Raw genomic sequence first — 22,530 nt, 5'->3', positions numbered from 1 at the left:
GCGCGGGAAGGGTTCTTCGTGTGCGTCTTCTGCGCATCCGAGCCGCCTGCGCGGTGGAACGCGGGCCCGCCGATAGCGTGACGGGCGTCACATCCGAGGGCTGTCACATCGGGGACGGCCGCGGGGTCAGACCTTCGAAAGCACGCGACGACCGTTCGAAGAACGAAGAACAAGGAGCCATCACCATGGACGCCCGCCTCGACTACTTCGCCAACCCGCTCGGCGCGAAGTTCCTGAAGCACATCAACTCGGCCGGCCACGCCCTGGGCCTGTCGGCGCTCCCGATGTCGACCCAGGAGCTGGTGAAGATCCGCGCCAGCCAGATCAACGGCTGCGGTTTCTGCACCGACATGCACACCAAGGACGCCGCGCACGCCGGGGAGACCCAGCAGCGGCTCAACCTGGTCGCCGCCTGGCGCGAGGCCGGGGTCTTCACCGAGGCCGAGCGCGCCGCGCTGGAACTCGCCGAGCAGGGCACCCGGATCGCGGACGCCGCGGGCGGGGTCAGCGACGACGCCTGGGCGGAGGCCGCCAAGCACTACGACGAGGAGCAGCTGGCCGCGCTGGTCGGTCTGATCGCCCTGATCAACACCTACAACCGGATCAACGTGATCATCCAGCAGCCCGCCGGCGACTACGTGCCCGGCCAGTTCGCCTGACCCGCCCCCGCCCCGCCCCCGCACCGGTCGCCCCCGCCCCCCTGCCGGGGCAGGGGCGACCGGGCCGGACGGCGGCCGGGCCGACCTCGACCCCGGCCCCGGCCCCGGCCCCGGCGGGAGCGGATCAGCCGGAGGTCCGCGCCACCGGGATCCACAGCTGTGCGGAGGACTCCCCCGGATCGTCCGGCACCGGCCGGACCCGCAGGATCTCCGGGCCGGGCCGGTACTCGTACGGGTTGGACGGCATCCACCGGGCCGCGACCTCGGCCCACAGCTGCTGGAGCGCCTGCGGAAACGGCCCGGTGTTCTCGAACACCGCCCAGCTGCCGGCGGGGCAGTCCAGCACGTCGAGGTCCGCGGGCAGGTCGTCCGCGTCCGCGCCGCTGACCACCGCGTGGTAGTAGTCGAGCAGGCTGCCCTCCGCGAAGCCGTCCAGCCCGTCCGGGCCCTCCTCCGGCAGCCGCACGGTCGCCGCGACCAGGCCCTGCGGGTCCTGGTCGGACAGGGCGGTGATCCGCCGCACGGTCTCCGCCGGGATGCCCCGGACGTGCTCGGCGATGTGCGGGTTGACGCCTTCGTGGACCAATGGGACCCGGGCCCTGCGGCCCACCACCCGGAACGCTTCCTTCTCCACGATGCGGTACCGCATGGTGGCACTCCCTTCGACGACGAGGCGGAAGGAGAGCCGGGGCTGCGCGTTCAGCACCGCCCCGGAGCGCCGGGCCTCCCCGGGGCCGACCCCGTGCAGGGCCCGGAACGCCCGGGCGAAGGACTCCCCGGAGCCGTAGCCGTAGCGCACCGCGACGTCCAGCAGCGACGGCTCCCCGGCCAGCACCTCGGCCGCCGCGACGGTCAGCCGCCGGCGCCGCACGTACTCCGACAGCGGCATCCCCGCCAGCGAGGAGAACAGCCGCCGGAAGTGGTACTCCGAGGTGGCGGTGATCCGGGCCAGCTCGGCCACCTCCAGCCGCCGGTCGAGGTGCTCCTCGACGTGGTCCATCGCCTGGTTCAACCGCTCCAGCAACCCCGCTCCCCTTCCCTTTTCCTTGCCACCGACCCTAGGCGGGGCCCGCACCCCCGCACCCGACATTCCCGGCCCGCTCCGGTCGGGTCCCCGCCCGGGTCTCCGCAAAGGTCCCCGGCCGGATCGGCGTGGGGATCGGTGTCCGGATCGGCGCCCGCTCAGCGTTCCGCGGCGCGGATCAGCCCGGCCGCGAGGCCGGCCGCGACGGCGGAGGTGCGGGAGTCGACGCCGAGTTTGTCGTAGATGTGCACCAGGTGGGTCTTGACGGTGGCTTCGCTGATGAAGAGGCGCCGGGAGATCCGCCGGTTCGGCAGGCCCTCGGCGAGGAGCCGGAGGATCTCCGTCTCGCGCGGGGAGAGCGAGGGCCGGCCGGCCCGGACGCGGCCGAGCAGCCGGGCGGCGACGGGCGGAGCGAGGACGGTCTCGCCCCGGGCGGTGGCCCGGATGGCGGCGGCCAGGTCCTCGGGCGGGGCGTCCTTGAGCAGGTAGCCGGTGGCCCCGGCCTCGACGGCGGCGAGGATGTCGGCGTCGGTGGAGTAGGTGGTGAGGACCAGGACGGCGGGCGGGTCGGGCAGCGCGGTGATCCGGCGGGTGGCCTCGACGCCGTGCATGCCGGAGCCCATCTGGAGGTCCATCAGGACGACGTCGGGGCGCTGCCCGGCGGGCAGTTCGGCGAGCAGGGCGAGCGCGGCGGCGCCGTCCGCGGCCTCGCCCACGGCGGTGGCCTCCGGCAGGTCCTCGACCACGGCGCGCAGTCCGCGCCGGACCACCGGGTGGTCGTCCACCACCAGTACCCGGATCACCGCCGCACCCCCGCGGGCAGGAACTGCCGGGCCGTGTCCAGCGGGCGTTCGGCGGCGGGGCCGCCGGGCCCGCCGGGGCCGGGCGGGGGCGCCGCGGGCTGGTCGACGGCGCGCAGCGGGAGCGCCGCGGCGACGGCGGTGCCCTCGCCGGGGGCGGACTCGACGGTGAGGGTGCCGCCGAGGGCGGCGATCCGCTCGTGCATGCCGTGCAGGCCGAAGGAGTCGGGGGCGGGCGCGGTGGCGGGGTCGAAGCCGGTGCCGTCGTCGTAGACGTCGAGGGTGACGGCGTCGTCGAGGTAGCCGAGGGTGACGGCGACGTGCGCGGCGGCGGCGTGCCGGACGGCGTTGGCCAGGGCCTCCTGGGTGAGGCGCAGCAGGGCGACCTGGGCCTCGACCGGCAGCGGGTACGGGTCGCCGTCGCGGTGGAAGGCGGCTCCGGCGCCGTCGGCGAGGCGGCGCAGCGCGTCGGGGAGGGTGGTGCCGTCGAGCGCGGGCGGGGTGAGGGCGTGGACGAAGCGGCGGGCCTCGGCCAGGTTGGCGGAGGCGGTGCGTCCGATCTCGTCGAGCAGCGGGGCGGCGGCCGGGAGGTCGGCGGCGCCCCGGGCCTCGCGGGCCAGCAGCACGATGCCGGCCAGGCCCTGGGCCAGGGTGTCGTGGATCTCCCGGGCCAGCCGCTGGCGTTCGGCGAGGCGGCCGGCCTCGCGCTGGCTGGCGGCGAGTTCGTCGCGGGTGCGGACCAGGTCCTCGATCAGCCGCTGGCGGGCCCGGCTCTCCCGGTAGAGGGCGGCGTAGCCGTACGCGGTGAGCAGCGCGACGGCGGCGCCGGCCAGCGGGCCGAGCACCTTGGCGGTGGTGAGCCCGCCGGGGGTGGTGGCCTGGGCGGCGAGGACGGCGGCGGTGAGCGCGGCCACGGCGGGCAGGGCGAGGCGCGGCGGCAGCACGTGCAGGCAGCCGAAGTACAGCGGGAAGGCGAGGTAGCTGAACTCGGGGTGCCGCAGGGTCAGTCCGATCCACAGCAGGGCGACGGCCAGCAGCCAGGCGCCGCCCAGGGCGCGCGAGGCGCGGACCGGCCGCACCGCACCGCCCGCCGCGTACAGCGCCGCCAGCGTGCCGGCGGTGGCCCAGCCGCCCGCGCCGAGCGCGCCGTCGGCGGCGGCCCGGGCCAGCAGCACGGCGAGCAGGGCGAGGAACAGGCCGTGCACGGCGAGGTTGGCCAGCCGCAGCGCGGGCGTCGGGCCGGCCGGCGCGGCGTGCGGCCCGGCCGGCGACGGGGACGGCGGCGGGGGCGGTTCGGTACGGGGCACGCCTTCCGAGGGTACGGGGCGGTGGCGGCCCCGGACCGCGCCCCGGCATCAACCGTTCGATGGATTTCCGGGTGCACCCCTCGGCGGGTGGCAGCTCCGTCCGTCTCCCCGATGGCCGCGGGGCCGCCGCGGAGCAGTCTGGAGCGGCCCGCTCCCGGAGCGCGGCCAGAACGCCCCGCTCCGCCGTCCCTCCGGAAGGTCTCCCGTGTTCGTCGCTCTGCGTGACATCCGTTTCGCCCGTGGGCGGTTCGCCCTGATGGGCGCGGTGGTCACCCTGATCACCACCCTGGTGGTGTTCCTGTACGGCCTGACCGGCGGCCTGGCCTCGGCGGCGTCCTCCGCAATCGCCGGACTCCCGGCGGACGGCGTGGTGTTCGGCGCCCCGGCGGGCGCCCCGGCGGAGGCGTCGTTCGCGGCCAGCACGGTCTCGCCGGCCCAGCGGGACGCGGTGGCGGCGGCGGGGGCGGGCGCGGTGCACCCGCTGGGCGTGGCGATGAGCCGGCTGACGGCGGACGGCGGGGCGGCCGCGGTGAGCGTGCTGGGCACCGATCCGGCGCTGCTGCCGCCCCTGGTCGCGGGCACCGCCCCGGCGGACGGTGAAGTCGCGGTCGGCGCCGACACCGCCGCCGCCCACCACCTGGCCCCGGGCAGCGAGGTCACCGTGGGCGCGCGGCAGTTGACCGTCTCGGCGGTCACCGCGCAGCGCTCCCTGTCGCACGCGCCGAGCGTGTGGACCACCCCGGAGACCTGGCAGCAGGTCTCCGGCCGGCAGCAGCCCACGGCGCTGGCGGTGCGCGGCACCCCGCACGGCCTGCCCGCCGACCTGCTGGCCGTCCCGCTGGGCGACGCGCTGTCCGGGATCGACGGGTACGCGGCCGAACAGGACAGCCTGCGGCTGATCCAGGGCTTCCTGTTCGCGGTGAGCGCCCTGGTGGTCGGCGCGTTCTTCACGGTGTGGACGGTGCAGCGCCGCCCGGACATCGCGGTGCTCAAGGCCGTCGGCGCCTCCAGCGGCTACCTGGTGCGCGACGCACTGGCCCAGGCGGCGGCCGTCCTGCTGGCGGGCGCGCTGCTCGGCGGGGCGCTGGGCGCGACCGGCGGGGCGTTCGCCTCCCCGGCGGTGCCGTTCGACGCGGGCGTGTGGACGGTCGCCGTCCCGGTCGGCGCGATGGTGCTGCTGGGCCTGCTGGGCGCGGCCCTCGCGGTGCGCCGGATCACCGCCGTCGACCCGCTGGCCGCGCTGGGCGCCCACCGATGACCCCCCGTCCCGCCCCCGTCCCGCAGGAGCCCCCCGTGACCGTCCCCGCCACCCCCGCCACCCCCGCCGCCGCCGCCCGCACCGGCCTCGCGCTGCACGGCGTGACGCTCGGCTACCCGGACGGCGAGGGTCGGCTGACCGCCCTGGACGACGTCGAACTGGCCGTCGCCCCGGGCGAGTTCACCGCCGTCGCGGGGCCCTCCGGCTCCGGCAAGTCCAGCCTGCTGGCGGTCGCCGCGACGCTGCTGCGCCCGGACCGCGGCCGGGTGCTGGTGGACGGCGTGGACGCGGGCGCGCTGGGCGAGCGCGCCCGCGCCGCGCTGCGCCGCGAGCGGCTGGGCATCGTCTTCCAGCAGTCCAACCTGCTGGCCTCGCTGACCGCCGTCGAGCAGTTGCTGGTCCTGGAGTCGGTGCGCGGTCGCCGTCCGGAGCGGGCCCGCCGCCGGGCGGAGGAGCTGCTGGAGTCGGTCGGCCTGGCGGGCGGCAAGCAGCGCCGCCGCCCGCACCAGCTGTCGGGCGGCGAGCGCCAGCGGGTGAACATCGCCCGCGCGCTGTTCGGCAGCCCCTCGGTGCTGCTGGTGGACGAGCCGACCTCGGCGCTGGACCACGAACGCGGCGCCCGGGTGGTCGACCTGCTCGCGGAGGTGACCCGCGCCCACCGCACCGCCACCGTGATGGTCACCCACGACCGCGACCTGCTGGGCCGGGCCGACCGGGTCCTTGAGCTGCACGACGGCCGCCTGACCGGCTGAGCACCCGGTCCCGCCCCGGCCGCCGGGGAACCACCCGGAGCGCCGTCCGGGCAACCACCCGGAGCGCCGCCCGGTCAGCACTCCACCCCCAGCAGCCCGCGCAGCGCCGTCCGCCCGCCCGCCGTGACCCGCAGCGCCCGGCTGTCCGGGCGCCGCAGCACCCAGCCGGCGTCCACCGCGTGCCGGCAGAGCGCCGCGCCGACGGCGCCCGCCAGGTGCGGGCGGCGTTCGGTGAAGTCCAGGCAGGGCCGGACGGCGGGGCGGCGGCCGGGGCGGACGGTGATGCCGGTCGCGGCGAGCCAGTCGGCCCCGGCGGCGGTGAGGGAGAGCCCGTTGCGGTCGTCGAGCAGGCCGCGGGCGGTCATCGCGTCGGTGACGGCGACGCCGAGCGCCCCCGCGAGGTGGTCGTAGCAGGTGCGGGCGCGGGCGAGTTCGCCCTGTTGCCGGGCGGTGCGCAGCGAGCGGGCGGGCGGGGCGGGGGCGTCCCGGTCGCCGAACTGGGCGAGTGCCTCGACCAGTTCGGCGGCGGCCGGGCCGGCCAGCCGCAGGTAGCGGTGGCGGCCCTGGCGCTCCTCGGCGAGCAGTCCGGCGCCGACCAGCCGGTTGAGGTGGCCGGTGGCGGTGGGGGCCGCGACCCCGGCGCGGCGGGCGAGTTCGCCGGCCGTCCAGGCCCGGCCGTCCAGCAGGGCGAGGCAGAACGCGGCCCTGGTCGGGTCGGCGAGCAGGGCCGCCGTCGCGGCGAGGGAGCGGGTGCCGGTCGGGGTGTCCATCCGTCCATCCTGCCGGGCGGACGCTTCGGCGCGGGCCGAAGCGTCCGGGTCCTACGGTCGGCGGCATGCGAAACGACCTTCCCCCGGCCCCGTCCCACCGCGTCATCGAGCCGCACGTCCTGTACTTCGGCACCCCGGTGGTGCTGCTGAGCAGCGTCAACCCGGACGGTTCGGCGAACCTCGCGCCGATCTCCTCGGTCTGGGCGCTGCACCACACGGTGGTGCTGGGCCTCGGCCGCAACGGCTGGACGGCGCGCAACCTGGCGGCCCGCCCGGAGCTGGTGGTGAACGTGCCGGGGCCGGAGCTGTGGCGGCGGGTGGAGCGGCTCGGCGGCACCACGGGACGCCCGGACGCCCCCGGCGGACCGGACGCACCGGCCGGGCCGGACGGAGCCGGGACACCGGAGACGCCGGGCGGCCCGGTGTTCGTCCGGGACAAGTTCGCCCGCGCGGGCCTGACCGCGCTGCCCGGGCAGACCGTCGCCGCGCCGCGGGTCGCCGAGTGCCCGCTGCACCTGGAGGCCGAGGTGGTGGACCTGCGGCCGGACGCCACCGGGGAGTTCCGGCTGGTGGAGGCGCGGGTCCGGCGGACGCACGCGACGGAGGCGGTCATGGTGCCCGGCACCGACTACGTGGATCCCGCCGCGTGGAGCCCGCTGGTGTACAACTTCCGGCACTACTTCGGGCTGGGCCCGGAACTGGGCCACTCCGCCCGCAGCCGCACCCCGCGCACCCCGACGACCTGACGGTCCGTCAGCGGGCGGGCAGCCGCAGCGCGCTCTCCGGCTCGGCCGGCTCGGTCCGGCCGCCGGCCGCCCGCAGGTGGCGGACGTGGCCGAGGTGCCGGGTCATGCACGCCTCGGCGGCGTCCGCGTCGCCGGTCAGCAGCACGTCCAGCAGTTCCAGGTGCTCCTCGGCGGAGCTGACCAGCTCGCCCTGCCGGTCGAGCCGGTTGAGGCCGTACAGCCGGGAGCGCTTGCGCAGGTCGCCCACGGTCTCGACCAGGCGGGCGTTGCCGGCCAGCGCGAGCAGGTCGAGGTGGAACCGGCGGTCGGCCTCCAGGTAGCCGATCAGGTCGTGCTCGCGGGCGGCCTCGACGATCGCCACGGCCTGCGGGCGCAGCGCCTCCAGCTGTTCGGCGGTGGCGGTCCGGGCGACCCGGCCGACGGTGGGGACCTCGATCAGGGCGCGGATCTCGGTGTACTCGTCGAGGTCCCGGTCGGAGAGCTCGGTGACCCGGAAGCCCTTGTTGCGGACCGCCTCGACCAGCCCCTCCCGGGCCAGGTCGAGCATCGCCTCGCGGACGGGGGTGGCGGAGACCCCGAAGTCGGCGGCCAGGGTCGGGGCGGAGTAGACCACCCCGGGGCGCAGCTCACCGGAGATGAGTGCCGCGCGCAGGGCGTGGGCGACCTGGTCGCGCAGCCGCTCCTGGACGGAGATGAGGTTGCGGGGCTTGAGGTCGGCCATGGTGTTCCTCCGGAGGTTCAACAGGCCCTCATTGTACAATGTCACGTTGCGGAGAACGGACGGTCGGCCTCGCGCAGCGCGACCGCCCGGTCCACCCGTCGGGCGTCCGGCCCGTGCGAGTCGGCCGCCGCCGCGCCCGGAACGCCGAACGGCCCCGAACCGACAGGTCCGGGGCCGTTCACCGCCGCGCGGGGCTCGCCGCCCGCGCGCCCGGTCAGGTGATGTCGTCGATCTGGTCGCGGCGCGAGGCCGGGACCGGCGCGGGCGCCTCGACCGCCTCGACCCCGCCGACCGACTCGGCGTCCGCCACGCCCTCGACCGTCAGGTCGACCCGGGAGGCCTCCTCGTCGCTCAGCCCGGCGTCGGGGTTGCGGGCGGCCTTGCGCTTGTCGTTGAGCAGCGCGAACCCGACGGCCAGGAAGTACAGCGCCCAGATCGGCGCGGCCAGCGCCAGCATCGAGACCGGGTCGGTGGACGGGGTGGCGAAGGCCGCGAACACCGTGATGCCCATGACCATCGCGCGCCACCAGCCGAGCAGCCGCCGGCCGGTGAGCACCCCGACCAGGTTGAGCATCACCAGGAACAGCGGCAGTTCGAAGCCCGCGCCGAACACCAGCACCATGCGGGTGATCAGGTCCAGGTAGGTCTCCACCGGCACGATCGACTTGACGCCGTCGCCGGCGAAGCTGATCAGCATCTCCGCGGTCAGCGGCATCACCACGTACGCGAGCACCGCGCCGGCCAGGAACAGCGGGGTGCCGATCACCAGGAACGCCACCGAGTAGCGCTTCTCGTGCTGGTGCAGGCCGGGCGCCACGAATTTCCACAGCTGGTACAGCCAGACCGGGGTGGCGGCCACCGCACCGGCCGTGAGGCTGACCTTCAGCATGACCGTGAACGGGGTGGTCAGGCCGATGTTGGAGATCTCCGCGCAGTGCTTCAGGCCGGCCGGCAGGGTGCCGTCCGGGTTGCACGCGGGCAGCGGCTCGATCAGGAAGTCCAGCAGCGCCTTGTGGTAGAACACCGCGACGATCGTGAAGAGGATGATCGCCAGCAGCGACTTGACCAGCCGGTTGCGCAGTTCGCGGAGATGGTCGGCGAGCGCCATCCGCCCCTCAGGGTCCTTGGCCGCTTTGCTCGTCTTGCTCAACCCGGTCCTCGAATCGTGCGCTCGTCGTAGTCGGTGTGGTGCGGGGCCCGACGCGGGCGTTCAGGCGGCCCGGTCGGGGCGGGGACCGCCCGGGGCGGCCTTGACCACCCGTTCCGGTTCGGCGGCGGGCCGCGGGGCCGGGGCGGGGGCGGCGGGCACCTGTCGGCCGGAGTCGAACTCCCGGCGCAGTGCCCTGCCCTCGCTCTTGAGGATCCGCAGCGAGCGGCCCAGCGCCCGCGCCGCGTCCGGCAGCCGCTTGCCGCCGAACAGCAGCACCGCGAGCGCCGTGACCAGCAGCAGCGAGCCGGGTGAAAGGAGTCGCATCCGCAGTGCACCGCCTTCCTCGTCCGGGAGGCAGGGCCCCCTCTCTGCGGGCGATGGTAGCCGCTCGGGGTGTCCGCGCGGGAACCCGGTACCCAACGATCGGGTACCGGTCACCGGCCGTCCGGCCGTGGTCAGTCGCCCGCGGCGGCCCGCTGCAGCGCGCCGACCGCGCCGTCCACCTCGCGGGCCAGCGCCCGCACGTCCAGCCACAGCCGCAGTGCGAGCGCGCCGAGCACCAGCAGTCCGGCCGTGGACAGCAGGACGGCTCCGACCAGGGTCCAGTTCACGTGCGGTCCTCCCTATCCGTCCACCGGCAGCAGCCGCATGGTGCGCACGCCGGCCTCGGTGAGCGCGGCGACGATCTTCTCCCCGGCGATCTTGCGGACGACCGCTCCGCAGGCCGGGCAGGTGAAGCTGTAGAAGGTGCGCTCCTTGCTGGCGCCGAGCGCCAGCCGGAACTCGCGGGCCGGGAGCTCGACCTTCTCCCGGCACTGCGAGCAGTACACCTTGAATCTGGTGCCGTCGGTCACGTGGTTCCGACCCGTCCGTCCCGGTAGTGCTCCAGCGCGGCCAGCGCGGCGGTGCGGGCCTGTTCGGCGAGCTGGGCGGGGGCGGTGATCCGGCCGTCCCGGCCCAGCCGCAAGGCGAGCGGGCGCAGGCCGGACGGCTCGGCGGAGCGCAGGGTGATCCGCAGGCCGCCGTCGGGGAGTTCCTCGGCGCTGTCGTGGGTGTAGTACTCGGCGACCCAGCGGCCGCCGGGGCCGACCTCGACCACCACCTGCGGGTCCTCGGCGGTGGGGGCGACCAGCCCGGCGGACAGGTCGCGGGGCTGGAGCCGGGGCGGGTTGGCGGGCTCGTCGAGCACCTTGATCTCGGCGATCCGGTCGAGCCGGAAGGTGCGCCGGTCCTCGGAGGTGCGGCACCAGCCCTCCAGGTAGGTGTGGCCCTCGGTGACCAGCCGGATCGGGTCGACCTCGCGCTCGGTCAGCTCGCCGCGGCCGTGCGACCAGTAGCGCAGCCAGATCAGCCGGCCCTCGCTGAGGGCGCGGTCGATGTCGGCGAAGACGGTGCCCTCGGCCTCGAAGGTGACGCCGACCCGGGCCGCGGACTCGGCGTTCTCGCCCGCCGCGTCCTCGATCTTGGCGACCGCCCGGGTGAGCGCCTGCCGGTCCCGCTCGCGCAGGCCGGGCAGCCCGGCGACGGCCCGGGCGGCGACCAGCAGCGCGGTGGCCTCGTCGGCGGCCAGCCGCAGCGGCTGGGCGACGTCGTCCACGTTGTGCCACCAGATCCGCTCGCCGTCGGTGTCGATGTCGAGCAGGTCGCCGCCGCGGAAGGAGGTGCCGCACATCGGCAGCACGTTCAGGTCGCCGATCAGCTCCCGCTCGGTGATCCCGAACGCCCGTGCCACCTCGGCGACCTCGGCCCCGGGCCGCTCGCGCAGGTAGGTGACCAGCGACAGCATCCGGCGCGTCTGGTCGATCGCGTTACTCACTGGGAAACAACCTCCGCGAGACCGGCGACGGCGCGCAGCCGGTCGATGACGTCGGCCCGCAGGTCCTCCGGGCCGATCACGATGACGTCGGGACCGTACTCGGCCAGGTCGGCGCCCAGGCCGTTGCCGTACGGGACGTCCAGCTCGTCCCAACCGGCACCGGCCGGCCGGGTCCCCAGGGCGCGCTGGCGCAGCGGGTAGGCGGCACCGGAGCGCACCCTGACCCGGGCCACCGCGGTGGCGCCCTCGCCGGCGAACCGGGCCACCACGGCCCGGACGTCCACGTGCTCGGGCACCTCGCCGGTGAACGCGCCGGCCCGGGAGCGGACCTTGCCGGTGATCCGGGAGAGCCGGAAGACCCGGGCCGAGCCGCGGTCGCGGTCGTAGCCGGCCAGGTACCAGTGGCCGCGCCAGCACTCCAGCGCCCAGGGCTCCACCGAGCGCGGCTCGGCGGTGGCGGCGCCGGCCTTGCGGTAGTCGAAGGTGACCGGGCGGCGGTCGCGGGCGGCGGTGAGCAGCGGCTCGAACGCGGCCTCCCGGCCGGGGATGCGCGGCTCCAGCGCGCCGTGCTCGCGGTCCTCGGCGAACGGGACGCCGGCCGCGCGCAGCTTCTGCAGGGCGCCGCTGGCGGCGCCGGACATCTTGGCCTGCTGCCAGACCCGGGCGGCCAGTGCCAGCGCGGCGGCCTCCTCGGCGTCCAGCGCGATCTCGGGGAGCCGGTTGCGGTCGCGGCGGGCGAGGTAGCCGATCTCGCCGTCGAGCGCGTTCTCGTCCACGTCGATGATCAGGCCGAGTTCGCGCAGGTCGTCCTTGTCGCGCTCGAACATCCGGTTGAAGGCGTCCTCGGAGCCCTGTTGCCAGGCCTCCCGGTACGCCTCGACGGACTCGCGCAGCTCTTTCTTGGAGAGCGGACGGCGGGTGTTCATCAGGCACAGGGCGAGGTTCATCAGCCGCTCTGCCTTGGCGATCGCCATCGGTGACCCTTCCTCCGATCGGGGGTGACCCGCCTGACCGTACCGGTACGAGCACGTCCAGAGAAAGCCGAACCCCCGGCTCCTGGCGGAACCGGGGGTTCGGTGGTGCGTCCGAGGTCAGACGCCCAGCAGGTCCACCACGAAGATCAGGGTGGAGCCGGCCGGGATGAGCGGGCTCGGGGACTGGTTCCCGTACGCCAGGTGCGGCGGGATGACCAGCTCGCGCCGGCCGCCGACCCGCATGCCCTCGACGCCCTGGTCCCAGCCCTTGATGACCCGGCCGCCGCCCAGCGGGAAGCGGAAGGTCTGGCCGCGGTTCCAGGAGGCGTCGAACTCCTCGCCGGAGGCGAAGGTGACACCGACGTAGTGGACCTCGACGACCGCGCCGGCCTTGGCCTCGGCGCCGTCGCCGACCACGATGTCGCGGATCTGGAGCTCGGTCGGGGCGTCGCCGCCCGGGAAGTCGATCTCCGGCTTGGTCAGGCTCACGATTGCTCTTCTCGTTCGGTTGCGTGAACGGGACTCATCCTAGGCGCACCGACGGGCCGTCAGCTGTCGCCGCCGCCGACACCGGCGTCCAGGATGTCGACCACGAACACCAGGGTGGAGTTGGCCGGGATGCTCTCGCTGGCCTGGTCCTTGTAGCCCAGCGAGGCGGGGATGACCAGCTCGACCCGGCTGCCGATGTTCTGGCCGACGATGCCCTTGTCCCAGCCCTCGATGACGCTGCCGGCGCCGGTGGTGAAGGTGAACGCCTGTCCGCGGTCGAGCGAGGAGTCGAACTTCTTGCCGTCCTTGTACAGCGCGCCGGTGTACTGGACTAGCACCTTCTCGCCGGACTCGATCTTGCGGCCCTTGCCCTGGATCAGCACGTGGCTCTTCAGGTCGGTCGGGTCGGCGACGCCCTTGGGCGGGGTGATGTCGGCGGGCTTGGTGCCGTTGTCCTTGACCTGCGGGAAGTCCGCGGGCGGCGGGGTCACGTCACCGGAGAGCACCGCGCCCGGCGCGGTGGCCTGCCGGACGTCCAGCACGAAGACCAGGCTGTCGGCGGCCCCGATGCCCAGCTGGCTGTTGCCCTGCGCGCCGAACGCGGCCCCGGGCGGGGCGACCACCAGCAGGCGGCTGCCGGCCTTGTGGCCCTCGACGGCGTTGTCCAGCGCCGGGATCAGCGACCCGCCGCCGGCCTGATACAGCTGAGGCTTGCCGTTCTGCTCCCCGTACGAGCCGGGGATGTCCTTGCCGGTCTGCCAGTCCATCGCCGTGTAGTCGACGGTGACCCAGTTGCCCTTCTCCACCTTCGGGCCGTTGCCCGCGGAGAGCTCCTTGACCACGAACGTCCCGTCCGGGGCGTCCTTGGGCAGCGTGATGGCCGCCTTGGAGCCGAAGTCGCCGGCGACGGTCGGCAGCACCTTGGCGCTGTCCTTGATCGGCGGCACCGGCTCCTGGGTCGGGGTGTCCGAGGGGGCGGGGCTGGCGGCGGCCGAGTCCGCCTGCGCGGAGGGCTTGCCGTCGTCCTTGTTGACGTAGTACATCGTCACGCCGGACGCGACCAGCAGCACGGCCAGCACCGAGCCCAGGATCACGCCGAGCCGGCCCACCCCGCCCGGGTCCTCGTCGTAGCCCGCTTCGGAGAGCGGCACCTTGCGCTGGTTGGACGCGAAGACCTTCGGGGCCTCCTCGGCCTTCTCCCCGGGGGCCACCGGGGCGGTGGGCGGCGCCCACCCCGCCTGGGTCAGCATCTCGGCGGGGACGACGATCGACTCGCGGTCCACCGAGGGCTTGTTCCCGTTGGTGTCGGCCTCGCCCGGGCTCGACGCTTTCTCAGACATGACTCCCCATTCGACTCGCCCGACGACGCGTGTACCACTGGTGCGGGGCAGCAGTATGTCAGGTCGGCATGAGAGCGGGTCGGCCCGGCCCTCGCCCGGCTGTCAGGCGGTTCTCAGACGGCTTGCAGGATGTCGATCACGAACACCAGGGTGGAGTTCGCCGGGATCGAGCCGCTGGCCTGGTCGCCGTAGCCCAGCGACGGCGGGACCACCAGCAGCACCCGGCTGCCGACGTTCTTGCCGACCAGCCCCTGGTCCCAGCCCTTGATCAGGCTGCCGGTGCCGACCTGGAGGGCCTGCGCGCCGCCGTGGTTCCACGAGGAGTCGAACTGCTTGCCGTCCGTCCAGGTCACGCCGGTGTACTGGACCACCAGCGTCTGCCCGCTCTGCACCTGCGGGCCGGTGCCCTGGACCAGCACGTACTGCTGGAGGTCGGCGGGCGGCTGCTGCCCGGCCGGGACGGTGATGGTCGGGGCGGCCTTGCCGTTGTCCTTCACCTGCGGGGCGTTCGCGGGCGGCTGGGTGAGGTCCCCGGGGACGGTGGTGTCCTGCGGCAGCGCGCTCACCACGTCCAGCACGAACACCACGGTGTCGTCCTTGCCGACGCCCAGCGCGCTGGAGCCCTGGCTGCCGAACCCGGCGGCCGGCGGGGCCACCACCAGCACCCGGCTGCCGGCCTTCTTCCCCACCACGCTCTGGTCGAAGGCGGGCACCAGCTGCCCGCTGCCCGGCTGGTACAGCTGCGGCTTGGCGCCGGAGTCGTAGGAGCTGGACAGGTCCTTGCCGCTGGTCCAGTCCTTGACGGTGTAGTTGACGGTCACCCAGTCGTTCTTGTTGACCACCGCCCCGGAGCCCTCGCTCACGGTGCTCACCACGAACTGCCCGGACGGCGGCTCGGCGGGCAGCGTGATGGTCGCCTTCGAGCCGAAGTCCCCCGAGACGGTGGGCATCGGCGAGGCGGACGCCACCGGGCTCGGTACCTCGGCGGCGGAGGCCGAGGAGGCCGCCGGCGTCGTCGCGGTGGACTTCCCGGAACCGCCCGAGCTGCTGCACCCGGCGAGCAACGCGACGGTCAGGGGAACGGTGAGCAGGTAGGCGGTTCGACGCATGACGTCAGCCTATGACCCGATTCGTCCGGTCCGTCGGAGGCGCGGCGCGCCCCCGGCGGACCGGACCGGGCCGGCGGATCACATCCCGGCGATCAGCTTCTCCACCCGCTCGTCCACCGAGCGGAACGGGTCCTTGCACAGCACGGTGCGCTGCGCCTGGTCGTTCAGCTTGAGGTGCACCCAGTCGACGGTGAAGTCGCGGCGCTGCTCCTGGGCGCGCCGGATGAAGTCGCCGCGCAGCCGGGCCCGGGTGGTCTGCGGGGGCACCGACTTGCCCTGGAAGGTCAGCAGGTCGGTGGTGACCCGCTCGGCCTGGCCGTTCTTCTGCAGCAGGTAGAACAGGCCGCGGCGGCGGTGGATGTCGTGGTAGGCGAGGTCGATCTGGGCGACCCGCGGGTTGGACATGGTCATCTGGTGCTTGGCCCGGTACTTCTCGATCAGCTGGTACTTCATGATCCAGTCGATCTCGGTGCCGACCTTGGCCAGGTCCTCGCCGCGCACCGCCTCCAGGGTGCGGCCCCACAGGTCCAGGACGCGGGCCACGGTGCCCTCGTTGAGGCCCTTGCGGTCGGCGAACTCCAGCGCCTTGGTGTAGTACTCCTCCTGGATCTCCAGGGCGGAGGCCTCCCGGCCGTTGGCGAGGCGGACCTGGTGGGTGCCGGTCAGGTCGTGGCTGACCTCGCGGATCGCCCGGATCGGGTTCTCCAGCGTCAGGTCGCGCATCACCACGCCGGCCTCGATCAGCCGCAGCACCAGGTCGGTGGCGCCGACCTTGAGCAGCGTGGTGGTCTCCGACATGTTGGAGTCGCCGACGATGACGTGCAGCCGCCGGTAGCGCTCGGCGTCGGCGTGCGGCTCGTCGCGGGTGTTGATGATCGGGCGGGAGCGGGTGGTGGCGGAGCTGACGCCCTCCCAGATGTGCTCGGCGCGCTGGCTGACGCAGTAGACCGCGCCGCGCGGGGTCTGCAGCACCTTGCCGGCGCCGCAGATCAGCTGCCGGGTGACCAGGAACGGGATCAGCACGTCGGCCAGCCGGGAGAACTCGCCGTGCCGGGCCACCAGGTAGTTCTCGTGGCAGCCGTAGGAGTTACCGGCCGAGTCGGTGTTGTTCTTGAACAGGTAGACGTCGCCGGCGATGCCCTCCTCGTGCAGCCGCCGCTCGGCGTCCACCAGCAGGCCCTCGAGGATCCGCTCGCCGGACTTGTCGTGGGTGACCAGCTCGGTGACGTCGTCGCACTCGGGGGTCGCGTACTCGGGGTGGGAGCCGACGTCGAGGTAGAGCCGGGCGCCGTTCTTCAGGAAGACGTTGCTGCTGCGGCCCCAGGAGACGACCCGGCGGAAGAGGTAGCGGGCCACCTCGTCCGGCGACAGCCGGCGCTGGCCCCGGAAGGTGCAGGTGACTCCGTACTCGTTCTCCAGCCCGAAAATTCGGCGGTCCATGTGCGACTCTTCTCTGTTCGAAGCTCGGTGGAACCCCTCGGTGGCGGTCGGTGGACCGGCGGGCGGCCCGCGCTGCGCGGCGGGCCGCCCGGGCGGTCATTCGGTGTCGGTGCTCGCGTCGCCCGCGCCGTCGGCGGCGTCGGCGTCCTCGTCGGCGGCCGACTCGTCGCCGCTGAGCAGCCGGGCCAGCTGGCCGCCCAGGATGCGCTTGAACTTCCGCTGCTGGAAGCGCTGGCGGTCCAGGACGGCGACCTCCAGCTGCTCCGGCGTCATGGCGCGGGGGCTGCCGCCGTTGGGGTCGCGGGCCAGGCCGTCGACCGCCAGCTTGAGCGCCTCGGCGAGGGTGAGTCCGGCCCGGTGGCGCTGGCCGAGGTAGTTGCCGATGGAGTCGGCGTTGCCGCCGACCACCACGGCGTTCTTCTCGTCCACCACCGAGCCGTCGGGGGTGAGCCGGTAGATCTGGTCGTCGGCGGGGGTGCGGCCCACCTCGGCGACGATCAGCTCGACCTCGTAGGGCTTCTCCCCGACCGAGGAGAAGATGGTGCCCAGGGTCTGGGCGTAGACGTTGGCCAGGCCGCGGGCGGTGACGTCGGCCCGGTCGTAGGAGTAGCCGCGCAGGTCGGCGTAGCGGACACCGCCGATCCGGAGGTTCTCGAACTCGTTGTAGCGGCCGACCGCGGCGAAGGCGATCTTGTCGTAGATCTCGGAGACCTTGTGCAGGGCCCGTGAGGTGTTCTCCGCGACGAAGACGATGCCGTCGGCGTAGGTGAGCACGACCACGCTGCGGCCGCGGGCGATGCCCTTGCGGGCGTACTCCGCGCGGTCCGCCATGGCCTGCTGGGGCGAGACGTAGAACGGCGTGGACACCGCCGGTCTCCCTTCGGGTGGTTGAGGCGGACTCAGAGGAGCGGGGCCTGCGGGCCGTTGGGCTGCTCGCGGCGCCGGTCGGTGATCGAGACCGCGATCGCGGAGACCTCCGCCTCGGTGAGCCGGCGGAAGCCGTCCTCGGTGATCAGCGTGACGATCGGGAAGATCCGGCGGGCCAGGTCGGGCCCGCCGGTCGCGGAGTCGTCGTCGGCGGCGTCGTACAGCGCCTGGACGGCGAGGGTGGCGGCCTCGTCGCCGGTCAGGCCGTCCCGGTAGAGCTTCTTCATCGAGCCGCGGGCGAAGACCGAGCCGGAGCCGGTGGCGGCGAAGCCGGCCCGCTCCTCGGAGCGGCCGCCGGTGACGTCGTAGGTGAAGATCCGGCCCCGGCCGAGGTCGAGGTCGTAGCCGGCGAAGACCGGGACGACCGCGAGGCCCTGCATGGCCATCGCCAGGTTGGAGCGGATCATCGTGGTGAGCCGGTTGGCCTTGCCCTCGAACGAGAGCACGGCGCCCTCGATCTTCTCGTAGTGCTCCAGCTCCAGCTGGAACAGCCGGACCATCTCGACCGCCAGGCCGGCCGTGCCGGCGATGCCCACGGCGCTGTACTCGTCCGCCGGGAAGACCTTCTCGATGTCCCGCTGGGCGATGACGTTGCCCATCGTGGCGCGGCGGTCGCCGGCCAGCACCACGCCGCCGTCGAAGACCGCGGCGACGATGGTGGTGCCGTGCGGCGCCTCGACGGCCATTCCCTCGGGGAGGGCGCGCCGCCCGGGGAGCAGCTGGGGCGCGTGGCTGTCGAGGAAGTCCAGGAACGAGGAGGAGCCGGGGGTGAGGAAGGCGGCCGGCAGACGCCCGGTGCCACTGAGGTTGGCTTCCACACGTGTCCTTCCGGATCGAAGATCGAAAGTTGCTTGGTGCCCCGGACCCTACCCGCTTCCGGGGCCGGTTCCACGCTCTCCGGGGGAGGTGCTCCGAGGAGCTTCCGGCAGCACGAGGCCGCAGGCGCGCTCAGGGCACACCTGCGGCGCTCGTGCTGCTCTTTTCGGTGGACGGAGGGGTTTCCCCCTCTCACTCGCCGCCCTTCTGGACGAATCCGCGCACGAAATCCTCGGCGTTGGATTCCAGTACCTCGTCGATTTCGTCGAGTACCGAGTCGACGTCGTCGCTGAGCTTTTCCTGGCGCTCCTTGAGCTCGTCGGAGCCCTGCGTTTCCGCGGCCTGCTCCTCGACCTCCTCGGAGGAGCGGTTGGCCCGCTGCTGACCGCCGCCGGTGTCCTTCTCCGCCATTTTCCTCACCCCGCTCGTTCGGTGTTCTCGTTCAACGCTGGCTGCTCACCGGAATGATTCCCCGTCCGGGAAACGTTCACCCTCGGTGATCGAAAAGTTACCCGCCGGAGAGGACGCGCACCAGGTCCTCGGCGGTGCGGCACCGGTCGAGCAGCTCCTTGACGTGCTCCCGGGTGCCGCGCAGCGGCTCCATGGTCGGGACGCGCTGGAGGCTGTCGTGGCCGGGCAGGTCGAAGATGACGGAGTCCCAGGAGGCGGCGGCCACGTGGTCGGCGTACTGCTCCAGGCAGCGGCCGCGGAAGTAGGCCCGGGTGTCCTCGGGGGGCTGGGTGACGGCTCGGCGGACCTCGTCCTCGTCAAACAGCCGGTCGAACCGGCCGCGCGCCTCCAGCCGGTTGTAGAGGCCCTTGTCGGGCCGCACGTCGCTGTACTGGAGGTCGACCAGCTGGAGCCGGGGGCTGTCCCACTCCAGGGCGTCGCGCTGCCGGTAGCCCTCCAGGATCTCCTTCTTGGCGATCCAGTCGAGCTGCCGGGACAGGCTCATCGGGTCCCGCTCCAGGCGGCCCAGCACGTCCTCCCAGCGGGCCAGCACGTCCACGGTCTGGTCGTCGGCGTCCTGCCCGTAGCGGTCCTCGACGTACTTGCGGGCGAGCTCGCAGTACTCCATCTGGAGCTGCACGGCGGTCAGCTTGCGGCCGCTGCGCAGCTGGACCAGCTGCTTGAGTTCCGGGTCGTGGGAGACCCGGTGCAGGGTGCGCACCGGCTGGTCGACGGCGAGGTCGACGGCGATGAAGCCGTCCTCGATCATCGACAGGACCAGCGCGGTGGTGCCGAGCTTGAGGTAGGTGGAGACCTCGGAGAGGTTGGCGTCGCCGATGATGACGTGCAGCCGGCGGTACTTCTCGGCGTCGGCGTGCGGTTCGTCGCGGGTGTTGATGATCGGGCGCTTGAGGGTGGTCTCCAGGCCGACCTCGACCTCGAAGTAGTCGGCGCGCTGGCTGATCTGGAAGCCGTGCCCGCCGCCCTCCTGCCCGATGCCGACCCGGCCGGCCCCGCACACCACCTGGCGGGAGACGAAGAACGGGGTCAAGTGGCGGACGATGTCGGCGAACGGGGTGGCCCGCTGCATCAGGTAGTTCTCGTGGGTGCCGTAGGAGGCGCCCTTGTTGTCGGTGTTGTTCTTGTAGAGCAGGATCCGCTGCCCGTTGGGCAGCTCCAGGGCGCGCTCGGCGGCCTCCGCCATGATCCGCTCGCCCGCCTTGTCCCAGAGCACCGCGTCGAGCGGGTTGGTGACCTCGGGCGAGGAGTACTCGGGGTGGGCGTGGTCGACGTAGAACCGGGCGCCGTTGGTGAGGATGACGTTGGCCAGGCCGATGTCCTCGTCGGTGAGCTGGCTGGAGTCGGCCACCTCCCGGGCCAGGTCGAAGCCCCGGGCGTCGCGCAGCGGATTCTCCTCCTCGAAGTCCCAGCGGGCGCGGCGCGCCCGGTGCATCGCCGCCGCGTACGCGTTGACGATCTGGGACGAGGTGAGCATGGCGTTGGCGTTGGGGTGGCCGGGCACGGAGATGCCGTACTCGGTCTCGATCCCCATCACGCGCCGTACGGTCATGCGGCCCTCCTGACCTGTGGGTCCTGCTGGGTACTGCTGGGCGGTGCCGGTGCAGACGCACCGTCCGGCCGCGGAGCCCTGCCGAGCGCCGCAGCCGGACGGGGTGGTGCGCGTGCTACAGGTACTGCCCGGTGTTGGCGACGGTGTCGATGGAGCGGCCGGACTCGGCGCCCTGCTTACCGGTGACGAGGGTGCGGATGAAGACGATCCGCTCGCCCTTCTTGCCGGAGATGCGGGCCCAGTCGTCCGGGTTGGTGGTGTTCGGCAGGTCCTCGTTCTCCTTGAACTCGTCCACGCAGGCGGCGAGCAGGTGGGAGACGCGCAGACCGCGCTGGCCGTGGTCGAGGTAGTCCTTGATGGCCATCTTCTTCGCCCGGTCGACGATGTTCTGGATCATCGCGCCGGAGTTGAAGTCCTTGAAGAACAGCACTTCCTTGTCACCGTTGGCGTAGGTGACCTCCAGGAAGCGGTTCTCCTCGGTCTCCGAGTACATCCGCTCGACCACCGACTGGATCATGGCGGCGACGGTGACCGACACCGAGCCGTCGTGCTCCTTGAGGTCGTCCGGGTGGAAGGGGAGGGTGTCCCGCAGGTACTTGGAGAAGATGTCCTTGGCCGCCTCGGCGTCCGGCCGCTCGATCTTGATCTTGACGTCCAGGCGGCCGGGCCGCAGGATCGCCGGGTCGATCATGTCCTCGCGGTTGGAGGCGCCGATGACGATGACGTTCTCCAGGCCCTCCACGCCGTCGATCTCCGCCAGCAGCTGCGGGACGATGGTGTTCTCCACGTCCGAGCTGACGCCGGAGCCGCGGGTGCGGAAGAGCGACTCCATCTCGTCGAAGAAGACGATGACGGGTGTGCCCTCGCTGGCCTTCTCCCGGGCCCGCTGGAAGACCAGGCGGATCTGCCGCTCGGTCTCGCCGACGTACTTGTTGAGCAGCTCGGGGCCCTTGATGTTCAGGAAGTAGCTCTTGCCCTGCGGCCGGCCGGTCACCTCGGCGACCTTCTTGGCCAGTGAGTTGGCCACCGCCTTGGCGATCAGCGTCTTGCCGCAGCCGGGCGGGCCGTAGAGCAGGACGCCCTTGGGCGGCCGGAGCTCGTACTCCTTGAACAGGTCGGCGTGCAGGTAGGGCAGCTCGACCGCGTCCCTGATCTGCTCGATCTGGCCGGCGAGGCCGCCGATCTGCCGGTAGTCGATGTCCGGGACCTCCTCGAGGACCAGCTCCTCGACCTCGGACTTCGGCACCACCTCGTACACGTAGCCGGAGCGCGGCTCCAGCAGCAGGGCGTCGCCCGCCCTGATCGTGACGCCGTGCAGCGGCTCGGCGAGCCGGACCACCCGCTCCTCGTCGGTGTGGCCGACGACCAGCGCGCGGTCGCCGCCCTCCAGCACCTCCTTGAGCGTGACGATCTCGCCGATCCGCTCGAACGCCATCGCCTCGACGACGTTCAGCGCCTCGTTGAGCATCACCTCCTGGCCGCGGCGCAGCTCGTCCAGCTCGACGCCGGGGCTGACGTTGACCCGGAGCTTGCGGCCACCGGTGAAGATGTCGGCGGTGCCGTCCTCGTTCTTCTCGAGGAAGGTGCCGAACCCGGCCGGCGGCTGTGCGAGCCGGTCGACCTCCTCCTTGAGAGCCACGATCTGGTCGCGGGCCTCGCGCAGGGTGGCGACGAGCCGCTCGTTCTGGGCGGTCACGCCGGCCAAGCTGTTCTGGAGCTCGACGATCCGCTCCTCAAGAACTCTTGAGCTGCGCGGAGAATCGGCGAGCCTGCGCCGCAGGACGGCGATCTCCTGCTCGAGGTACGAGACCTGTGCGGCCTCGTCGGACCCCCGTGCGGGCCTGCCGGCGCTGCGGTCGTAGTCGTCATCGTGGGCTGCCACGGTCCTCACCTCCTCCTGGGGGAGCTGGACGACCCAAACCTACCTGGCACCAGGGTCATGTAAACCCCTAGATCAGAAAGATGGATCGGGCGTGTCCGATGTCCGCCCCGCTCGCTTCCCCTCTGGTAGAGGAGATGCCCACCGCTCAACGGTTCAAAGCAGCGCGGATGTATCGTGACAGGAATGTCCCCGAATGCGGGGCGACCAGAGCAGAAACGGCAGGGGCAATGGCGGGGACTGGCGAGGCACTCGAAGTCTGGATCGACCAGGATCTGTGCACCGGCGACGGCATCTGCGCGCAGTACGCGCCCGAGGTCTTCGAGCTCGACATCGACGGGCTGGCCTACGTGAAGGGCGCGGACGACGAACTGCGCCAGCAGCCGGGCGAGACGGTGCCCGTGCCGCTGACGCTCCTTCAGGACGTGGTGGACTCGGCCAAGGACTGCCCGGGCGACTGCATCCACGTCCGCCGCGCGGCGGACGGCGTCGAGGTCTACGGGCCGGACGCGGACTGACCCGGCGGACCGGGC

Annotated in this window: 25 protein-coding genes; 5 read left to right on the top strand and 20 right to left on the bottom strand. The window is 73.2% G+C overall.

Going from position 1 to position 22,530, the window contains the following annotated elements:
• Window positions 1-185 precede the first annotated feature (185 nt).
• Window positions 186-659: a carboxymuconolactone decarboxylase family protein gene (locus tag K353_RS03485; protein WP_111552061.1), complete on the top strand. Its 474-nt coding sequence runs from the start codon at window positions 186-188 to the stop codon at window positions 657-659.
• Window positions 660-783: 124 nt separating this feature from the next.
• Here the strand turns inward: K353_RS03485 and K353_RS03480 are convergent, their stop codons facing one another.
• From K353_RS03480 to K353_RS03470, 3 genes are all read right to left on the bottom strand, one after another.
• Entirely contained in the window at window positions 784-1,683 is a 900-nt protein-coding gene (locus K353_RS03480; protein ID WP_111552060.1) for an AraC family transcriptional regulator, read from the bottom strand.
• Window positions 1,684-1,841: 158 nt separating this feature from the next.
• The gene (locus K353_RS03475; RefSeq protein WP_111552059.1) at window positions 1,842-2,486 is read right to left on the bottom strand and encodes a response regulator transcription factor; all 645 of its coding nucleotides are present in this window, start codon (window positions 2,484-2,486) and stop codon (window positions 1,842-1,844) included.
• Window positions 2,483-3,790: a sensor histidine kinase gene (locus K353_RS03470; RefSeq protein ID WP_111552058.1), complete on the bottom strand. Its 1,308-nt coding sequence runs from the start codon at window positions 3,788-3,790 to the stop codon at window positions 2,483-2,485. The genes K353_RS03475 and K353_RS03470 overlap by 4 nt, the downstream gene beginning before the upstream one ends.
• A gap of 205 nt (window positions 3,791-3,995) precedes the next feature.
• Between K353_RS03470 and K353_RS03465 the strand changes: the two genes are divergently transcribed.
• Together K353_RS03465 and K353_RS03455 are read left to right on the top strand one after the other, a co-directional pair.
• Window positions 3,996-5,048, top strand: a complete 1,053-nt coding sequence (locus K353_RS03465) for an FtsX-like permease family protein (RefSeq protein ID WP_111552057.1) — start codon at window positions 3,996-3,998, stop codon at window positions 5,046-5,048.
• A gap of 35 nt (window positions 5,049-5,083) precedes the next feature.
• A complete protein-coding gene (locus tag K353_RS03455; RefSeq protein WP_370447550.1) occupies window positions 5,084-5,800 on the top strand; it encodes an ABC transporter ATP-binding protein in 717 nt (238 codons plus the stop codon).
• A gap of 74 nt (window positions 5,801-5,874) precedes the next feature.
• Here K353_RS03455 and K353_RS03450 read toward each other — a convergent pair whose 3' ends face one another.
• Window positions 5,875-6,570 (bottom strand): helix-turn-helix transcriptional regulator, encoded by a 696-nt coding sequence (locus K353_RS03450; RefSeq protein ID WP_111552056.1) that lies wholly within the window; start codon window positions 6,568-6,570, stop codon window positions 5,875-5,877.
• A gap of 65 nt (window positions 6,571-6,635) precedes the next feature.
• On the opposite strand from K353_RS03450, the gene K353_RS03445 reads away from it, so the two are divergent.
• The gene (locus tag K353_RS03445) at window positions 6,636-7,316 is read left to right on the top strand and encodes a flavin reductase family protein (RefSeq protein WP_111552055.1); all 681 of its coding nucleotides are present in this window, start codon (window positions 6,636-6,638) and stop codon (window positions 7,314-7,316) included.
• Between the two features lie 7 nt (window positions 7,317-7,323).
• Here K353_RS03445 and K353_RS03440 read toward each other — a convergent pair whose 3' ends face one another.
• The 16 genes from K353_RS03440 to arc all read right to left on the bottom strand — a co-directional run bounded on the left by K353_RS03440 (window position 7,324) and on the right by arc (window position 22,000).
• Complete coding sequence (locus tag K353_RS03440; RefSeq protein ID WP_111552054.1) at window positions 7,324-8,037, bottom strand: GntR family transcriptional regulator; 714 nt, start codon at window positions 8,035-8,037, stop codon at window positions 7,324-7,326.
• Between the two features lie 214 nt (window positions 8,038-8,251).
• Window positions 8,252-9,145 carry a twin-arginine translocase subunit TatC gene (tatC, locus tag K353_RS03435; protein WP_111552053.1) on the bottom strand — a complete coding sequence of 298 codons (894 nt, stop codon included), beginning with the start codon at window positions 9,143-9,145 and terminating at the stop codon, window positions 8,252-8,254.
• 102 nt (window positions 9,146-9,247) lie between these two features.
• Window positions 9,248-9,511, bottom strand: coding sequence for a twin-arginine translocase TatA/TatE family subunit (locus K353_RS03430; RefSeq protein ID WP_111552052.1), 264 nt, complete (start codon window positions 9,509-9,511; stop codon window positions 9,248-9,250).
• A 131-nt stretch (window positions 9,512-9,642) separates the two neighbouring features.
• Window positions 9,643-9,798, bottom strand: coding sequence for a hypothetical protein (locus tag K353_RS34175; RefSeq protein WP_158585321.1), 156 nt, complete (start codon window positions 9,796-9,798; stop codon window positions 9,643-9,645).
• A 12-nt stretch (window positions 9,799-9,810) separates the two neighbouring features.
• Window positions 9,811-10,041, bottom strand: coding sequence for a zinc ribbon domain-containing protein (locus K353_RS03425; protein ID WP_100839298.1), 231 nt, complete (start codon window positions 10,039-10,041; stop codon window positions 9,811-9,813).
• Complete coding sequence (locus K353_RS03420; protein ID WP_199527978.1) at window positions 10,038-10,973, bottom strand: YafY family protein; 936 nt, start codon at window positions 10,971-10,973, stop codon at window positions 10,038-10,040. Before K353_RS03420 ends, K353_RS03425 begins: the two co-directional genes overlap by 4 nt.
• A gap of 26 nt (window positions 10,974-10,999) precedes the next feature.
• On the bottom strand, window positions 11,000-11,977 hold the full coding sequence (locus tag K353_RS03415) for a YafY family protein (protein ID WP_111552051.1): 978 nt from the start codon (window positions 11,975-11,977) through the stop codon (window positions 11,000-11,002).
• A 117-nt stretch (window positions 11,978-12,094) separates the two neighbouring features.
• The gene (locus K353_RS03410; RefSeq protein ID WP_030913967.1) at window positions 12,095-12,466 is read right to left on the bottom strand and encodes an FKBP-type peptidyl-prolyl cis-trans isomerase; all 372 of its coding nucleotides are present in this window, start codon (window positions 12,464-12,466) and stop codon (window positions 12,095-12,097) included.
• Between the two features lie 59 nt (window positions 12,467-12,525).
• The gene (locus tag K353_RS03405; protein WP_111552050.1) at window positions 12,526-13,806 is read right to left on the bottom strand and encodes an FKBP-type peptidyl-prolyl cis-trans isomerase; all 1,281 of its coding nucleotides are present in this window, start codon (window positions 13,804-13,806) and stop codon (window positions 12,526-12,528) included.
• A 113-nt stretch (window positions 13,807-13,919) separates the two neighbouring features.
• Window positions 13,920-14,915 carry an FKBP-type peptidyl-prolyl cis-trans isomerase gene (locus K353_RS03400; RefSeq protein WP_111552049.1) on the bottom strand — a complete coding sequence of 332 codons (996 nt, stop codon included), beginning with the start codon at window positions 14,913-14,915 and terminating at the stop codon, window positions 13,920-13,922.
• Window positions 14,916-14,993: 78 nt separating this feature from the next.
• Window positions 14,994-16,355 (bottom strand): Pup--protein ligase, encoded by a 1,362-nt coding sequence (gene pafA / locus K353_RS03395; protein ID WP_111552048.1) that lies wholly within the window; start codon window positions 16,353-16,355, stop codon window positions 14,994-14,996.
• A 96-nt stretch (window positions 16,356-16,451) separates the two neighbouring features.
• Window positions 16,452-17,222, bottom strand: a complete 771-nt coding sequence (prcA, locus tag K353_RS03390; RefSeq protein WP_111552047.1) for a proteasome subunit alpha — start codon at window positions 17,220-17,222, stop codon at window positions 16,452-16,454.
• A gap of 32 nt (window positions 17,223-17,254) precedes the next feature.
• Window positions 17,255-18,100, bottom strand: a complete 846-nt coding sequence (prcB, locus tag K353_RS03385; RefSeq protein ID WP_111552046.1) for a proteasome subunit beta — start codon at window positions 18,098-18,100, stop codon at window positions 17,255-17,257.
• A gap of 190 nt (window positions 18,101-18,290) precedes the next feature.
• Window positions 18,291-18,509: a ubiquitin-like protein Pup gene (locus K353_RS03380; RefSeq protein ID WP_111552045.1), complete on the bottom strand. Its 219-nt coding sequence runs from the start codon at window positions 18,507-18,509 to the stop codon at window positions 18,291-18,293.
• A 97-nt stretch (window positions 18,510-18,606) separates the two neighbouring features.
• The gene (dop, locus tag K353_RS03375; protein ID WP_111552044.1) at window positions 18,607-20,118 is read right to left on the bottom strand and encodes a depupylase/deamidase Dop; all 1,512 of its coding nucleotides are present in this window, start codon (window positions 20,116-20,118) and stop codon (window positions 18,607-18,609) included.
• A gap of 115 nt (window positions 20,119-20,233) precedes the next feature.
• Window positions 20,234-22,000 carry a proteasome ATPase gene (gene arc, locus K353_RS03370; protein ID WP_111552043.1) on the bottom strand — a complete coding sequence of 589 codons (1,767 nt, stop codon included), beginning with the start codon at window positions 21,998-22,000 and terminating at the stop codon, window positions 20,234-20,236.
• A gap of 227 nt (window positions 22,001-22,227) precedes the next feature.
• On the opposite strand from arc, the gene K353_RS03365 reads away from it, so the two are divergent.
• Window positions 22,228-22,515 (top strand): ferredoxin, encoded by a 288-nt coding sequence (locus K353_RS03365; protein WP_111552042.1) that lies wholly within the window; start codon window positions 22,228-22,230, stop codon window positions 22,513-22,515.
• Window positions 22,516-22,530: the final 15 nt, after the last annotated feature.

This window comes from Kitasatospora sp. SolWspMP-SS2h (assembly GCF_003259315.1).
Lineage (GTDB): Bacteria > Actinomycetota > Actinomycetes > Streptomycetales > Streptomycetaceae > Kitasatospora > Kitasatospora fiedleri.
This window is presented reverse-complemented; position numbering and strand designations above follow the sequence as displayed.

Coding starts and splice junctions, on each gene's coding strand:
- K353_RS03485 (WP_111552061.1), top strand. CDS start 186: ATGGACGCCCGCCTCGACTACTTCGCCAACCCGCTCGGCGCGAAGTTC.
- K353_RS03450 (WP_111552056.1), bottom strand. CDS start 6,570: ATGGACACCCCGACCGGCACCCGCTCCCTCGCCGCGACGGCGGCCCTG.
- K353_RS03445 (WP_111552055.1), top strand. CDS start 6,636: ATGCGAAACGACCTTCCCCCGGCCCCGTCCCACCGCGTCATCGAGCCG.
- K353_RS03440 (WP_111552054.1), bottom strand. CDS start 8,037: ATGGCCGACCTCAAGCCCCGCAACCTCATCTCCGTCCAGGAGCGGCTG.
- tatC (WP_111552053.1), bottom strand. CDS start 9,145: ATGGCGCTCGCCGACCATCTCCGCGAACTGCGCAACCGGCTGGTCAAG.
- K353_RS03430 (WP_111552052.1), bottom strand. CDS start 9,511: ATGCGACTCCTTTCACCCGGCTCGCTGCTGCTGGTCACGGCGCTCGCG.
- K353_RS03420 (WP_199527978.1), bottom strand. CDS start 10,973: ATGCTGTCGCTGGTCACCTACCTGCGCGAGCGGCCCGGGGCCGAGGTC.
- K353_RS03415 (WP_111552051.1), bottom strand. CDS start 11,977: ATGGCGATCGCCAAGGCAGAGCGGCTGATGAACCTCGCCCTGTGCCTG.
- K353_RS03405 (WP_111552050.1), bottom strand. CDS start 13,806: ATGTCTGAGAAAGCGTCGAGCCCGGGCGAGGCCGACACCAACGGGAAC.
- K353_RS03400 (WP_111552049.1), bottom strand. CDS start 14,915: ATGCGTCGAACCGCCTACCTGCTCACCGTTCCCCTGACCGTCGCGTTG.
- pafA (WP_111552048.1), bottom strand. CDS start 16,355: ATGGACCGCCGAATTTTCGGGCTGGAGAACGAGTACGGAGTCACCTGC.
- K353_RS03380 (WP_111552045.1), bottom strand. CDS start 18,509: ATGGCGGAGAAGGACACCGGCGGCGGTCAGCAGCGGGCCAACCGCTCC.
- dop (WP_111552044.1), bottom strand. CDS start 20,118: ATGACCGTACGGCGCGTGATGGGGATCGAGACCGAGTACGGCATCTCC.
- K353_RS03365 (WP_111552042.1), top strand. CDS start 22,228: ATGGCGGGGACTGGCGAGGCACTCGAAGTCTGGATCGACCAGGATCTG.